Origin of the sequence: Pseudorhizobium banfieldiae, assembly GCF_000967425.1 — a bacterium.
GTDB lineage: Bacteria > Pseudomonadota > Alphaproteobacteria > Rhizobiales > Rhizobiaceae > Neorhizobium > Neorhizobium banfieldiae.
In genome coordinates this window covers 4,047,030-4,062,301 of record NZ_FO082820.1, presented here as the reverse complement: position 1 = coordinate 4,062,301, position 15,272 = coordinate 4,047,030, and the positions used below count along the sequence as shown (strand labels likewise).

The window sequence follows — 15,272 nt, the reverse complement described above, 5'->3', positions numbered from 1 at the left end:
AATGAGTCAGAAGTTCAAGCCAGTAGATTTCGACCCGGGTCGCAAAGGCCCGCTTCACGGTGTTCGTGTGGTTGATCTCAGCCGTGTTGTTGCGGGCAACATGCTGTCTCTGCAACTCGGAGATTTCGGTGCCGACGTTATTAAGGTCGAACCGCCAAATGGCGACGCGCTAAGGGAATGGCGCGACGATGGCCATTCGTTACACTGGAAGACCTACGGTCGTAACAAGCGCTCGATCGCGCTGAACCTACGCCAGCCGAAGGCGCTTTCTGCGCTAAAGAAGCTGCTCGGAACGGCAGACGTCTTTGTTGAGAATTTCCGTCCAGGCACACTGGAGGAAATGGGTCTTTCACCAGACACGCTACTAGCACTTAACCCGAATTTGATCATTGTGCGCATTTCCGGCTTTGGCCAAACGGGCCCCTATGCGCGGTTCCCGGGATTTGGAACGCTGGTGGAGGCCATGAGCGGCTTTGCCTCGAGAACCGGATTTCCAGATCGTGAACCGGTTCTTCCACCGCTTGCCCTCGCTGACATGATTTCAGGACTTACCGGCGCCAATGCAGTGATGATGGCTCTCTTCGCCCGGGAAAGGGGAGAGGCTGCCGGCCAGGTGATCGACCTATCGCTACTGGAGCCAATATTTGCTTCACTTGGCCCGGAAGCATCGATCTACCGGATAACCGGCAAGATCAAGGAGAGGTCGGGATCTGCCTCCAATACCGTGGCTCCCCGAAACGTCTACCGTTGTAGTGATGGCAAGTATGTGGCCCTATCTGGCTCCACGCAGGTGATCGCGATGCGGATCTTCGAGATCATTGGTCGTCCGGAGATGAAGGAGGATCCCCGTTTTTCAACCAATGTTGAGCGAGTGAAGCACCGTGACTTAGTGGACGCGGCACTCGGCGAATGGTTTGCAGGCCGCACCCGTGACGAGGCTTTGGCAGGGATGCGAGCCGCCGGTGCAACTGCTGGGCCTGTCTACGATATCGCCGATATTAGTAGGGACCAGCATTTTGCCGAGCGCGAGGTTCTGGTCGAAGTTGAGGATGCAGATCTAGGCAGCATCCCTCAACACAATATCTTCCCCCGCCTCTCTTCGACCCCAGGGGTTTTCCGACATCCTGCTCCCGCGGTCGGCGAGCACACCGAGACTATTCTTTCGGAAATTGGTCTGGTCCCAGCCGATCTGGAGGATCAGCAATGATTTTCTCGTTGCTTTACGTGCCGGGCAATTCGCCTCGCTTTCTGGCGAAGGCGGGTGAGCGGCAGGCGGACGTGATTATTATCGATCTTGAAGATGCCGTGCCGGAACCAGCCAAGTCGGAAGCGCGCGATGGACTCCGCGAATGGGTACCCAAGATCCGCTCGGCTGGTTCTCAGGTCTTTGTACGCATCAACCACACGGATAGACTGCTTGATGATGCAGAGGCCGCGAGCCGCGCCGGTGCTGATGCGCTCTACATCCCCAAGGTGAACAGCGCTGATCTCCTGACACAACTTGCCGCAAAAATGACGGCGCTTGAGGCGAACCGACCGCCGATAAGTTTCGTCCCACTCATCGAGGATATGCGAGGGCTGTTCGAAGTCCGAGCCATTGCGCATGCGCCTCGGGTCATTGCGGTGACGGCCGGAGGCGAGGATCTTGCCACTGCCATGGGTGCAGAACCGACGCCCGAGGTGCTCCGTTATCCTAAGCTGATGATCCATTATGCTGCCAAGGAAGCCGGGGTGCTGTCCTTCGGCATGCTGAGGACGACCGTCGATTATGCCGATCAGGAGGCCTTGCGTGCGGCGGCGCTGGAGGCGAGACGGTTCGGTTTTGATGGTGCAAGCTGCATCCACCCGTCAGCTGTCCCCATCCTCAACGCCTGTTTCTCTCCTACGGCGGCGGAGCTGGAATGGGCCAGCAAGGTGGTGGCTGCCAACGACGAGAATGCTGCGGTCGGCCGAGGTGCGTTCTTATTGGACGGCAAATTCATCGATGCACCGATCGTGGAGCGCGCACGACGCCTCCTGAAGCGCGGCCAGAAGAGAACAGAATGTCATGACTGAGGCTGTTGTTGATGCGGGAGCAGCCGGATTGACCCGCCGGCGGATATTAGTGACCCACCACAAGATTGCCGAGAAGGCGATTTCACTCCTGAACGAGCACGGCATCGATGTCTTCTTCTCACCTCCTTATGATCCATCAGAGGTGGTGGCCAAGCGGGCTGCAGAACTCGAAATAGATGGTCTAATGGTGCGCCAGGGGCGCATCACAGAGGAGGTCATTGCAGCCTCGCCCAACCTCAGGATCATCGCAAAACACGGCGTGGGCGTAGATAACATTGACATCGCCGCTGCCGCGGCTCGTAACATACCCGTCTTGCGAGCAATGGGTTCGAACGCCCGCGCTGTTGCTGAACATACGATCGCGATGATGCTGGCTCTGGTCAAACAGCTCTTGCCACTCGACCGCAGCGTGAAGCGTGGCGAATGGCTGAAGCCCACGTTTACCGGGAGAGATTTCCTTTCCGCTACCATCGGTCTCATTGGGTATGGGGCGATTGGCCGGGAGACCGCACGCATGGCCGAGGCGCTGGGTATGGAGGTGGTTGTTTATGACCCACTCTCGTCTCAAGCAGCAAGCGATGATGGGTTCACCGTGGCGGACGATCTGGACGCCATGCTGAGCGGCGTTGACTTCCTCAGCATACATTGTCCTTTGACATCGCAAACGCGTGACCTGATCGATACGCGGCGCCTTCAACTGATGAAGCCATCCGCTATCGTCGTTAATACGGCGCGCGGCGGTATCATCAATGAGGCAGCCCTTGCGACTGCCCTTGCTTCCGGTCGTATTGCCGGAGCGGGGCTCGATAGTTTTGCTGTCGAGCCCCCTGCGAAGGATTGTGAACTATGGTCGCTCAACACCTTGATCGCAACGCCTCACATAGCTGGGGTAACCTATGGCTCTGCCGACAACATGGCATTGATTGCTGCAAACCATATTATCAGCGTTCTTGATGGACACCCACCGGATGAACGCTCGCTTGCCCGTCCCGACCAATTGTCTTCTTGAGGTTCCAAAATGACTTATGGGTTTCGTGTCAAACGTAGCTGGATACGCATCGAGCCGCAGTTGCTTGAGACCTTCCGAACCCTTCCGGTGGCGAATGTCAGCGATTCCATGTCGCGTCTTTGCGGTCTTGGCCACGGTCTGCGTCCAATGCATCGCAGCGGAAATCTTGCCGGTCCCGCTCTGACTGTTCGCACCCGCCCCGGCGATAATCTGATGCTGCATAAGGCGATTGACATGGCAGAACCCGGCGATGTCATCGTCGTGGATGGAGGTGGCGATACAACGAACTCCTTGATGGGCGAATTGATGCTCGCTCATGCGCTGAAGCGTGGTGTCGCCGGCTTCGTTTTGTATGGCGCAGTTCGTGATGCGGAAGCATTTCTTGAGCGGAACGTTCCCGTGTTCGCCTGCGGCGTTACCCATCGCGGGCCCTACCGCACAGGACCTGGCGAGATTGGCTTTGCAATCTCGATCAATGGTTCAGTGGTAGAGCCAGGTGATTTGATACTCGGTGATCTTGATGGCGTCGTTTCCGTTCCCAAGGCAGAGGCCGCTACCATCGCCTTGGCTGCCGTCAAAAAGCACGAGGCCGAGACCAAGCAGATGACGGACACCGAAGCTGGGACCGTGAAGAGAGACTGGGTAGACATTGCCCTTCGGGAGGCTGGCTGTGAATTTATTGACTAGTTTGACCGAGCAGCTCAGCCGAAGCTGAGCCTGCCCAACCGGAGCAGTTCACGGGCCGTGCAATGAACACACTGGCCGGCCTGTTTGCCAAGAGCCAGGGCGGAACTGCATCGGGTTGGCGTGGCTGCCGCCTGGCGCAAGAACCGTGCGATGACAATGAGGGGGCGCGACTTGAGTGCCTTTTTCGCTTTGTCCATTCCCTCACCATCTATGGCAGATGTTGACGCGCGTAGATCGTTTCAGCGTACGCCCTGCGTTAAGGGCACGTCGGTTCAGGCTTGCAACCGCTTGTTAAGATGAACGCTGTTGGCTGCTAAAAAATGTGCTACAAGAAGCGCGTCTTCGTCGTCGCTAAGCAGTTGAAATTAATGAGGGTATTGTTCGAGAACAATCGCATCCTCTCCGCCATCCTTCCAGAATTTGTTGTTTTATAACAGAACGTTAGATTGTTTGCGGCAAAATCTGCTACATTTTGAGGAGATGCAATGCCATTCCGCGCTCAAGAAATGGCTTCCTTTCGGCAATTCGTAAGCTAAATCACCTAGCCAATCTGACGGCAGTTGGGTTTCCAAGGTGATCAGAAGAAGAAGATCCTGTTGGCACGAGCAAGATGTCAAATACCACACTCGCTGAATAGGCCTGTTGGTTTCCACGCGGAACTGAGCCGGTTAGGCGCATAATTTCCATTGAGAATTGAGCCATGTGAACCTTCCCCCAACGCGGAGAGCGACGGGGGCAACGGAGTGATCCACATGGGACTTTTAAACATCATCCGCCGGATGGCGCTGCGCGAGAAGCTGTCGATCCGTGAGATCAGTCGGCGCACGGGGCTTTCGCGCAACACGATCTCGAAGTATCTGAGCGCTGGCACGATCGAGCCGACGTTCACTGTGCCGGAACGGCCGAGCAAGCTTGATCCGTTCGCTGACAAACTGGCGGCCTGGCTGAAGACCGAGACCGGGAGATCACGCAAGCAGCGCCGAACGCTGAAGCAGCTTCATGCCGATCTGGTGGCTTTGGGCTTTACCGGCTCCTACGGTCGCGTCGCTGCGTTCGCCCGTGACTGGCGGGTTGAGCAGCAGGCGGTCGGCCGCGGCATATTCGTTCCCCTATCTTTCCGCCCAGGCGAAGCATTCCAGTTCGATTGGAGTGAAGACTATGCCGTGATAGGCGGCGAGCGCACGAAGCTTCAGGTCGCGCATATCAAGTTGGCGCACAGTCGGGCCTTTCTGGTCAGAGCTTACCTGCTGCAGACACACGAGATGCTCTTCGACGCCCACTGGCACGGCTTCCGTGTCCTTGGCGGCGTGCCCGCGCGTGGAATTTATGACAACATGCGCACCGCGGTTGATCGCGTCGGCCGCGGCAAGGAGCGGCAGGTCAACGTCCGCTTCCTGGCGATGACGAACCACTACGTCTTTGCGCCCGAATTCTGCAATCCGGCGGCAGGCTGGGAGAAGGGGCAGGTCGAGAAGAATGTTCAGGATGCCCGACCACGGCTATGGCAACAGATGCCGGACTTTCCGAATCTGCCGGCATTGAATGCCTGGTTGGAACAGCATTGCCAGGACCTGTGGCGGGAGACACCGCATGGCACCTTGCCCGGCACGATCGCGGATGTCTGGGCTGATGAGCGGGCAGCATTGATGACACTGCCTGCAGCTTTTGACGGCTTCGTCGAACAGAGCAAACGAGTCTCCCCCACCTGCCTTATCACCTTCGAGCGGAACCGCTATAGCGTGCCCGCATCGTTTGCCAACCGGCCTGTCAGTTTACGAATCTATCCCGAGCGGCTGGTCGTTGCGGGCGAGGGCAACGTTCTTTGCGAACATGTGCGGATCATAGAACGCAGTCACGACAAGCCACCACGGACGATTTACGACTGGCGGCATTATCTTGCGGTCATCCAGCGCAAGCCCGGAGCACTTCGTAACGGCGCACCCTTTATGGAATTGCCACCGGCCTTCCGCAAATTACAGGACCAGATGCTCCGCCGCCCCGGCGGTGATCGCGAGATGGCGGACATCCTTGCTCTCGTTCTTCATCACGACGAACAGGTCGTCCTGCGCGCTGTGGAACTGGCCCTGGAGGCCGGCGTGGCAACCAAGACGCATGTGTTGAACCTGCTGCATCGGTTGGTAGACGGGAAAACGACCGACGGCCCTATTATCGATACGCCGCACGCATTGGCATTGGCTCGTGAACCCAAGGCCAATGTCGAACGCTATGACGGGCTGCGTGTTCGGATCGTAGGGGGTCGCCATGCGTCATGATCCTGCCAGTGCCGCCGTGGTCATCATGCTGCGGAGCCTGAAGATGTATGGCATGGCCCAAGCGGTCATGGATCTGATTGAGCAAGGAGCGCCAGCGTTCGATGCGGCCGTGCCGATCCTGTCGCAGTTGCTGAAGGCGGAAATGGCGGAGCGCGAGGTTCGCTCCATCGCCTATCATATGAAGGCCGCCCGTTTCCCCGCCTACAAGGACATCTCCGGATATGACTTCGCCGCCAGCGAGATCAACGAAGCCACCGTGCGCCAATTGCATCGGTGTGAGTTCATGGACGAAGCGCAGAACGTTGTCCTGGTCGGAGGCCCTGGCACAGGCAAAACACATATCGCGACCGCTCTCGGCATCCAGGCTATCGAGCATCATCGCAGAAAGGTCCGCTTCTTCTCTACCATCGAACTGGTCAACGCTCTTGAGCAGGAGAAGGCCAAGGGCAAGGCCGGTCAGATCGCCGAAGCCCTGGTCCGTCTCGATCTGCTAATCCTCGATGAGCTTGGATACCTTCCGTTCAGCGCCTCGGGCGGCGCATTGCTCTTCCACCTGCTGAGCAAGCTTTACGAGCGCACCAGCGTCATCATCACCACCAACCTCAGCTTCAGCGAATGGGCTACCGTCTTCGGCGACGCCAAGATGACCACCGCTTTGCTCGACCGCCTGACCCACCGTTGCCACATCCTGGAAACAGGAAACGACAGCTTCCGCTTCAAGGCCAGCTCGGCCGCAGCGGCACAGAAGAGAGGAGAAAAGGCCAGCCCATTGACCAAACCCTGATCAGAAAACCATACTCAGAGGTGGCTCACTTCTCGGTGGAAAAACCGGCTCAGTTCCGCGTGGAAACCAACAAGCTTACGGCTGTGCCCAGTTCTGCGCACGATTTCCTTGATGGAGACGCCTTCGCTGACGAGACCACGGATAACGGCGTTTGCCTCTTCACGCCGCAGATATCCTTCATATTGCAGTCGCTCGGCGGCGGTCAGAAGCTTCGGGTTTAAGGTTGCAGTGCCGATTGCCACGCGGACCTGCCGCATCGACTTGCGCACGGCATCAAGAAAGGCGTGGCTGGCGTTCTCCATCAGATGCCAACGGTCGGCAACCTGACCCGCGTGCGGCAGGGCTTGTGCCGCTGCCTGCGCATACCCGCCGCCGCGATCTCGTGCGATGATCTCGATCTGGGGCTGTTGGATCAGCCAGGCTCTGGCCGTCGCGGGCTCTCGGTCGGGGAGCAAGGCGATCGTCTTTCGACGCTCACGATCGCAAATGATCGTCCCATATCGATGATTTCGACGCCACGCCCAGTCTTCAATGCCGATTACGCTCGGTGGCGTTAGTGGTGGCCGATCATATCGGCGCACGGTACGTAGCAGCGTATCATTACTGACCGGAAGCCCAAGACGATCCGCAAATCGCGCCGCCGGTCGACCACCCAATGCGAGAGCTAGATGCCGGACCAGGCAGTCTAGGCGGGCTGTCCGGCGAGCCATGGGTCGGATCACATCATCGCCGAAGCGCTCGGCGAAAATCTTTTGGCGGCAATGAGCTGCACTACAGACGAAGCGTCGGACATTCAGATGCAGTTCTATCCTTCGACCCGCACACGGCAGATCCGCAATCATCCGAGGATAGCGACTATGAACACGACGGGAGGCGGCTCCGCAGTGGGGGCATCTGCAATCTCGGCACTGACCGTTTGCGGCGATAACGATCGCATCGGGTGTTTGATGCACCGACTCCACGTTCAATTCGGCAGGGATCAGAGTAAGCGCCCGGTGAGGGCCGCCTTGCGAGGTTGATGCGAACATCGGAAGTCCTAGTGGTAGCACTAGGAGTAGTCGTATGACGAAGCATCCGATTGAAGTGATCACGTCTGTCGAGCGCCGTCGCCGCTGGTCTCGCGAGGAGAAGGAGCGGCTCGTTGCTGCCTGCTTTGAACCTGGCGCTGTGATCTCGGAGGTAGCCCGCGCAGCCGGTATCCATGTCAGCCAGCTCTTTCGTTGGCGCAAGGAACTGTGCCGGATCGAGGAGCCGTCGATGCAGGTATCGAGCACGTTGGTGCCCGTGATCGTGTCGGAGACCGCGCCGGCAGCCCAATCCGCTGCCCCGGAAACGCCGGTTCCGCCACAACCTCGCCGGAAGCGCAGCGATGTGACGATTGAGCTAGGCCGTGGTCGTCGTGTCCGCGTGGACAGCGACATCGACACGGAGGCGCTCGGTCGCATTCTCGACTGTGTGCTGGGTCGGCGATGATCCCTGTTCCTGGTGGTGTGAAGGTCTGGTTGGCGACCGGCCATACGGACATGCGCAAGGGCTTTCCCGGTCTGTCGCTGATGGTGCAAGAGACACTGAAGCGCGATCCGATGTGTGGACATCTCTTCGTGTTCCGCGGGCGTGGCGGCGGTCTGATCAAGGTCATCTGGCATGATGGCCAGGGGGCCTGCCTGTTCACGAAGAAGCTGGAGCGGGGACGCTTCATATGGCCGTCGGCGGCCGATGGTACGGTGGTAATTACGCCTGGACAGCTCGGTTATCTGCTGGAGGGTATCGACTGGCGAATGCCGCAAAAGACCTGGCGACCAACATCAGTCGGATGAGCAAAAACGCTGGAATGGCGGGGGCGAATATGATTCCATCAGCCCATGAACGATGCGGCTGAACAGCTTCCTGACGACCTTGCCAGCGCACTTGCGGCCTTGGCGGCGGAGCGTGCCCGACGCATTACGGCCGAGGCCGAGGCAGCGACCGCCAAGGCAGAGGCCGCCAGCGCGAAGGCGCTCGTGTCGCACTCCGAGGCGCTGATCGCGCGGTTGAAGCTGGAGATCGAGAAAGTCCGCCGGGAGCTTTATGGCAGTCGCTCCGAGCGCAAAGCGCGGCTTCTCGAACAGATGGAACTGCAGCTCGAGGAGCTGGAGGCTGATGCTGGTGAAGATGAATTGGCGGCGGAGATCGCAGCCAATGCCTCGACCGTCAGGGCCTTCGAGCGAAAGCGACCATCACGCAAGCCGTTTCCCGAGCATCTCCCGCGCGAACGTGTCGTCATTGCTGCTCCGACAAACTGCTCCTGCTGCGGCTCGGCCAAACTGTCGAAGCTCGGTGAGGATATCACAGAGACACTGGAGGTCATCCCTCGTCAGTGGAAGGTCATTCAGACCGTGCGGGAGAAGTTCTCCTGCCGCGAATGCGAGAAGATCACCCAACCGCCAGCACCCTTCCATGTGACGCCGCGCGGTTTTGCCGGACCAAACCTTCTGGCGATGATCCTGTTCGAGAAGTTCGCCCAGCATCAGCCGCTCAATCGCCAAAGCGAACGCTATGCCCGCGAGGGCATCGACCTCAGCCTATCGACGCTGGCCGACCAGGTCGGCGCGTGCGCCGCAGCCCTGAAGCCCATCCATTCGCTGATCGAGGCCCATGTCCTGGCCGCCGAGCGGCTGCATGGCGACGACACGACCGTGCCGATCCTGGCGAAGGGAAAGACCGATACGGGCCGCATCTGGACGTATGTCCGGGATGATCGACCGTTCGGCGGGCTATCACCGCCGGCGGCACTGTTCTACGCATCGCGAGACAGGCGACAGGAGCATCCCGAGCGCCACCTGAGAACCTTCACCGGTATTCTGCAGGCTGATGCCTATGGCGGCTATAACCCGCTCTACAAAGCAGATCGCGATCCCGCGCCGCTGACGCAAGCACTCTGCTGGGCGCACGCGCGCCGCAAGTTCTTTGTGCTGGCCGACCTCGCCACGAACGCCAAACGTGGAAGCAAAGCCGCGCCGATCTCGCCCGTAGCGTTGGAGGCCGTTAAGCGTATCGATGCCCTGTTCGACTTCGAGCGGGAGATCAACGGTCTTGCCGCCCAACAGCGACTGGAGCACCGACGAAGAGAAAGCCAGCCACTCCTCGAAGAGCTGCATGATTGGCTCCAGACCGAACGGACGAAGCTGTCACGCAGTTCTCCCGTCGCTGAGGCAATCGAATATATGCTGAAGCGCTGGGATGGCTTTACGTCATTCCTCGACGATGGCCGTGTCTGCCTCACAAACAACGCCGCCGAACGAGCGCTTAGAGGCTTTGCACTGGGCAGGAAGTCATGGCTCTTTGCCGGATCGGATCGTGGGGCTGATCGTGCAGCCTTCATGGCCACGCTGATCATGACCGCCAAGCTCAATGACATCGACCCGCAGGCCTGGCTCGCTGACGTTCTCGCTCGTATCGCCGACACTCCTGTCAGCAGGCTGGAGCAACTGCTTCCGTGGCACTGGACATCAGCGCAAGCACCTAAGGCATTGGCATCATGACCTCCAGCGAACGCATCGCCCGGATTATCGTCAAGCTCGATCATATCGACCCAGCCATCTGGCGCAGGGTAGAGGTCCCGATCACCACCAGCCTGAAAGGGCTGCACGACATCATCCAGGCCGTCATGCCATTCCAGGACTATCACCTCTTCGAGTTCAATGCCGGCGGCAAGCGCTACGCAGTTCCCGATCCTGAATGGGACTTCGGCCGTGAGACCTATGCCGCCCGCAATGTTCGTATAGGCGCTCTGGTGGATCGCGGCATCACAACCTTCAACTATACCTATGACTTCGGCGACGACTGGCGGCATTCAATCACTGTTGAGGCCGTCACGGACGCCGATCCGGCAGTCGAATATCCGCGCTTCGTCGACGGCGAACGGCGCGCGCCGCCGGAAGATGTCGGCGGATTGTCCGGCTTCGAGGAGTTCCTGAACGCAATGGCAAAGCCTCGACATGCACAACACCGCGAAGTCGTGGCCTGGTACGGAGGTCGCTTCGAGCCGGACAATATTGGTGTCGATACGATCAATGATAGGATAGTTAAGATCGCGCGCCGCCGAACCCTTGGAAAAGTTGGTTACGCCAAAAGCCAGAACAACCGCCACTGACCGGAAGCCGGCCCATCCGCGGCCTACGCCGGATGCTTACGGATCAGATCGGAAAGCCGAAACTGTGCTCGCATGGCGCTGGATCTCCGTGAAAAATCCAGGCCAGTGGAATCTAAAACATCATCAAGAGTGAGTCAGACCCCCATTTGGACGCCGATCACCCCATTTGCGGGGTCCTTATTCCATGCCTAATCACACCGTGCCAGTGTTCGCCAAGATGACAGGTGGTTGGCCTTCAGCCCGTAGCGCCCCGCTACTTCATTCACCGTCGCGCCTGGTCGCAAGCTCTCGGACACGATCCGTGCCTTGACTTCGTCAGGCCATTGGCGATTGCCTTCGCGTCGCCTACGTCCTGTAGTGAGTACCTCCAATGTAGTCTCCATGGAGAAACTCCTTGTCGCTCGTCCATGGAACTCGATCACAGATCAAGCAACAGCGGGCAACGTGGGATCGAAACTCCGGTTACGACAAATTACTTGGACCGCTTATGCTTACAATTCCGAGGCGATGCGACACGAAGCTGTTGAGCGGCCTGAGGTAGGCAAACTAACACCCCGGGCTCCGAGTCAGGACCTGCACTGGCGACTACCTGCTTTTCGAGGTGGCGTGATGGAGTCATTCAGTAATAGAAGCTACCCATCGACTCTCGAACCCGCGACTGACCTGCCACTGGCGCAGCGCAGGAGCAGACGTCTCGCACGGCTCTACCATTGGGTCACGTCTCACTTGAAACTCACTATCAATGAGGTAGGCAAGCAAATAACATGATTTGCTATACTCTCCGCGGATCGCATTCTTGGTGGTAACGGATGTTTCGATGATTACGGCCTCTAGCTTTCGGTTTTTCCAATCCGCCGTGCCGTAGTCCACCAGCCGGTCCTCGTACTTCTCGAGCTCCCAGCTGTCATTCTTCCAGCCCATCTTCCAACTGCCAAGCTCGGGGAACAAGCGAGTGAATATCACCGAGTTCTCAGACGAGCCCTCCATGAAACTTTTGCTAAGTTGCGACAGGTCGTTGTAGGCCGCACGCGATTCCTGAGAATAGCGACCTCTTAGCTCCTTCTCCCGCTCGACGCGGACGACCTCAGCTGCCTCCCGCTTCCTCTTACGCAATGCAGCATCTGCCTCCAGCTCCTGCCTTCGGGCCGCGATCTCTTTCTGCTTCTCATCCTCTGAACGTTGGGCCAAGGCTCTCCCTTCGGAGATCATCTCCTGATCAATCCAAACGGGAAGTACAGAATGAGGCGCATCCACATTTTGCAGCCCCTGGAGAAGCTTCGCCATATCACTCTCGCTGGCATAAACAGCTTTACATGCGCGTTTCTGAACGGAAGCGAAGGCTCGATCCAGAGTCATGGCAACAGCACCTATATCAACTGGCAGGAAACGTTCCAGGTCTATGGATCTTATCGCTAATGCCCGTTGATGGAACTCCGCCTCATCGGGCTGCACCACGAGGCAAAGCTCACCTGATTCTCCCTCGAATCGCACAACGCCAAACCCGACCCGTGCCTGACCCAAGACCTCGTTTCGGATTGTATCTGCCATCCGCCCGTCATCTTCCGCAGAGCGGCCGACATCAGCCCAGGCAATGGTCTGGATCAGCTTGAACTGGTTGCTTTCGAAGGCTTGGAGGATCGGTGTGACGTCCAGCACATTCCGGCTCAGGAACTCCCCGCGCTCCACCAAAAGCACGTCGGCATTCACGGCTTGAGACGACCCGCAGCTACCGAGGCTCCGGAAGGTTTCCGCTCCGTGCGAACGCAAGGCAGGCAGTACGTGGTCCAAGAGCGGTGGCTTTGTGGAATCTGCGCCTATCCAGCAGTAGTCGACGAGTCCCCCATCGAAAGTCGTTTTCCCGGTCAGGTCTACGAGTAGATGCGATGCTTGAGGGGTGAAGTTACCCACTAGAAGAACGTCTTTTCGATCACCTTCCAAGAGGCCGCGATTTAGATCAGTGACAGCAATGCCGTTAGGTGCTTGCTGGACCTCCGTCGTTGAAGGTGCGTTCTCCTCATACACATAGTTGGAGAGGGCGGATGATAGGTTGAGTCGTGCGATCTCCGCGGAGGCAGCCTTTTGCATATTGAAAATCTGCTGATCCTGGCCGGACTGAAGGGCACTGGCCAACTTGTCTTGGAGTTGCAGAAGGTCGTTTACGGACTCATGAAGCAGGTTGGCTCCGACAAATATCTCGATGAATGAAGACATCCGTTGAAGATCGGCAGTGGCAGTGGTCCGAGCGTTCACAAGGGCGATTTCGCTGGCCTTCTGCTTCTCAGTCAGGAAGGCTTGAAAATCGGGCTCGCCCTTTAGAAGCTGATCAGTGAAAATGAGGGCCTGCTCGATTGCTTCATAGTCGTCCGATTGCTCCAGCTGCCGCAGACGGACCACCGCCTTTGCAACATCAAGCGGATTGACCAAGCTGCGCTTCGCCTTCGTGAAAAGCCCCATATCTGACAGCAGCGCCTCCAGTCGTCCGTGAGCGGCTTCCAACGCGAGGCGTTGCTGCTCAGCGGCCGCAGCTCTTCGCTTCTCTTCGGCTTCCTTCTCAGCGGCTTCCCCGGCGGCTTTGAGTTCGATACTCGCAAGCGTCTGTAGCTTTTCAAGGGTGCGGGTTCCGCTTCCCTGAGCCTCCTGACAAATGGCTGTCGCGTTTGCCCAGGACTCTTCGAGTATCGCCAATCCGCATTCAAGCTGCCGCTGAGCCTCTAACAGCTTCGCACGCGTAACCAGGAAAACGGAAGCATCTGATTGATGCACCGTTGTCTCACCTGTTGAGGCGACCTCGGTCGACACAGCAGAAGAATGCTCGGAAAGCTGTCGAAGTTGCTCGTCGAGCTTCGCCCGGATCTCCTCCAGATATGGCTTCATCTGATGAGAGTCAGCACCTGCGATGATAGCGGTGAGGCAGATGTCGAGGATTTTCTCCAGGTCACCCTGAGGCCCGACCTCCACACAGGCCGCGAAGGCGGCAGTAGCGGCCGCTTCGGCTGCCAACGCCGCTTCGTAAGCTCGCTTGTCTGTGTGGCCAGATGCTTTGAAGTTAATGAACTCGGCGCGATCAGCGAAGCCGGCGGCACGAGCTGCTTCGAACTCCGCGCGTTGGTCAAAACCGCCTTCGGCCGCGACTCGGTAGTCCGCTGGCTTGTCAAAGCCAGACAGCCGGTAGCGACGATATTCTTGAAATGAGGCGAAGCCTTCCTGCCGAGCGTCGGAATAGTCCTGCGCGGATGCAAAGCCACCTGCTTTCGCCGCCAGGAAGTCTTCTCTCAAGTCGAAGCCTGCAGCCGTCGCCTCACGTAACTCGTCAGCGCTTCGGAAGCCTCGAACGGCTAGGTCTTCAATTTGGGAAATGCTATGTTCATCGAGCGGAATATCCGAAAAGCCAAAGGCTCGCGAAAACAGAACCTCGGCCTTCTTTGTTCCTGGACCACGGTCGCCGTCAATTGCGGACGTGTAGAAGCCAAGCTTGCTCAAAGCGGTCTGCAGTCGCTTGATCAGTAGGATTTCTTGCCGGCGCGCCTCATCCAGCCTAGCCTGCTCTTCACGCCGTATCGCCTGCTGCCGCTCCCGATAAATCTGACGCTCAGCGTCCATACGCCGACGTTGGTCCTGGTTACGCATATCTTGCTCGATCATCTCCCCCATGAGGTTGATGATCCCGCCAAGGTTCTGGGATTGGCTAGGTCCCGTGCCCAAGCCCGATGCGAGAACGCACGTGCACAAAAACAGCCTAGTCTTCAATGACATGAATAGCCCCCAAATTACCCCAATATCACGCTACACAACCGGTAGCCGCCTGCAACCAGAATCTGCACATCTGTCCTGATTTGGTTGTAGTCAGGGGTTTCATCGGTGGAGCGGCGTTTCCAGCAAGATGCATTAGAGGCAAACTATTGGGGAGGCGGATCAGCGGTAGCGAGATGCTGAGTTGGAAGCGCTCGGAAACACGAATCCCATTCTAACCCAACTTCATCAAATAGACCTTGCCCCAGAAGCAGGAACTTTGATCGGCGTCCAATCTGTCGGTAGAACGAGATGTGCAAGCTTTAATCAACCGCTCCCGAAAACTCCATCTATGAGACCGAACGCCCGCATCTGAAGCTGTCATCTGCCTCCACTTCGTCAACGCCTCTGTCGCGCGAGGCGGGCATCAATTACCGATGCCAGTCGGCGGGGGCATCCATCCTATCGGTTCAGACCAGCCGCTTTCGGAGCCGGAGCAAGCCATGCGCACACGTGCTGCCCAGCCTGCCTTCAGCAGCTGAATCCGAAACGTGCGACATTTGACAGTACGGGCCGGAAGCACCGACCCGCAGTTCCTGCAAT

At 58.2% G+C, this 15,272-nt stretch carries 12 protein-coding genes and 1 pseudogene; 10 read left to right on the top strand and 3 right to left on the bottom strand.

What is annotated here, in order from left to right; all coding sequences use genetic code 11:
- Position 1: 1 nt before the first annotated feature.
- From NT26_RS19580 to istB, 6 genes are all read left to right on the top strand, one after another.
- Positions 2 to 1,207, top strand: coding sequence for a CaiB/BaiF CoA transferase family protein (locus NT26_RS19580; RefSeq protein ID WP_052641273.1), 1,206 nt, complete (start codon positions 2 to 4; stop codon positions 1,205 to 1,207).
- A complete protein-coding gene (locus NT26_RS19575; protein ID WP_052641271.1) occupies positions 1,204 to 2,055 on the top strand; it encodes an HpcH/HpaI aldolase/citrate lyase family protein in 852 nt (283 codons plus the stop codon). Before NT26_RS19580 ends, NT26_RS19575 begins: the two co-directional genes overlap by 4 nt.
- Positions 2,048 to 3,064, top strand: coding sequence for a hydroxyacid dehydrogenase (locus NT26_RS19570; protein WP_052641269.1), 1,017 nt, complete (start codon positions 2,048 to 2,050; stop codon positions 3,062 to 3,064). Before NT26_RS19575 ends, NT26_RS19570 begins: the two co-directional genes overlap by 8 nt.
- 9 nt (positions 3,065 to 3,073) lie before the next feature.
- The gene (locus NT26_RS19565) at positions 3,074 to 3,751 is read left to right on the top strand and encodes an RraA family protein (protein WP_052641267.1); all 678 of its coding nucleotides are present in this window, start codon (positions 3,074 to 3,076) and stop codon (positions 3,749 to 3,751) included.
- 752 nt (positions 3,752 to 4,503) lie between these two features.
- The gene (gene istA / locus NT26_RS19560; RefSeq protein WP_052638836.1) at positions 4,504 to 6,024 is read left to right on the top strand and encodes an IS21 family transposase; all 1,521 of its coding nucleotides are present in this window, start codon (positions 4,504 to 4,506) and stop codon (positions 6,022 to 6,024) included.
- A complete protein-coding gene (gene istB / locus NT26_RS19555) occupies positions 6,014 to 6,808 on the top strand; it encodes an IS21-like element helper ATPase IstB (protein WP_052638837.1) in 795 nt (264 codons plus the stop codon). Before istA ends, istB begins: the two co-directional genes overlap by 11 nt.
- Before the next feature lie 68 nt (positions 6,809 to 6,876).
- Here istB and NT26_RS19550 read toward each other — a convergent pair.
- Positions 6,877 to 7,836, bottom strand: a pseudogene (locus NT26_RS19550) (ISL3 family transposase); the annotation flags it as partial.
- A gap of 34 nt (positions 7,837 to 7,870) precedes the next feature.
- Between NT26_RS19550 and tnpA the strand changes: the two are divergent.
- Genes tnpA through NT26_RS19530 form a run of 4 tightly spaced genes read left to right on the top strand, consistent with a single transcriptional unit; the run spans position 7,871 to position 10,940 of the window.
- Positions 7,871 to 8,281, top strand: a complete 411-nt coding sequence (tnpA, locus tag NT26_RS19545) for an IS66-like element accessory protein TnpA (protein ID WP_052641265.1) — start codon at positions 7,871 to 7,873, stop codon at positions 8,279 to 8,281.
- Positions 8,278 to 8,625, top strand: a complete 348-nt coding sequence (tnpB, locus tag NT26_RS19540; RefSeq protein WP_052641263.1) for an IS66 family insertion sequence element accessory protein TnpB — start codon at positions 8,278 to 8,280, stop codon at positions 8,623 to 8,625. The genes tnpA and tnpB overlap by 4 nt, the downstream gene beginning before the upstream one ends.
- A gap of 45 nt (positions 8,626 to 8,670) precedes the next feature.
- Positions 8,671 to 10,329 (top strand): IS66 family transposase, encoded by a 1,659-nt coding sequence (tnpC, locus tag NT26_RS19535; protein ID WP_052641260.1) that lies wholly within the window; start codon positions 8,671 to 8,673, stop codon positions 10,327 to 10,329.
- Complete coding sequence (locus tag NT26_RS19530; RefSeq protein WP_052641258.1) at positions 10,326 to 10,940, top strand: plasmid pRiA4b ORF-3 family protein; 615 nt, start codon at positions 10,326 to 10,328, stop codon at positions 10,938 to 10,940. The genes tnpC and NT26_RS19530 overlap by 4 nt, the downstream gene beginning before the upstream one ends.
- Before the next feature lie 188 nt (positions 10,941 to 11,128).
- Here NT26_RS19530 and NT26_RS22485 read toward each other — a convergent pair whose 3' ends face one another.
- Together NT26_RS22485 and NT26_RS19525 are read right to left on the bottom strand one after the other, a co-directional pair.
- Positions 11,129 to 11,323 carry a transposase gene (locus tag NT26_RS22485; protein WP_152338536.1) on the bottom strand — a complete coding sequence of 65 codons (195 nt, stop codon included), beginning with the start codon at positions 11,321 to 11,323 and terminating at the stop codon, positions 11,129 to 11,131.
- A gap of 232 nt (positions 11,324 to 11,555) precedes the next feature.
- On the bottom strand, positions 11,556 to 14,591 hold the full coding sequence (locus tag NT26_RS19525; RefSeq protein WP_152338535.1) for a peptidoglycan-binding domain-containing protein: 3,036 nt from the start codon (positions 14,589 to 14,591) through the stop codon (positions 11,556 to 11,558).
- Positions 14,592 to 15,272: the final 681 nt, after the last annotated feature.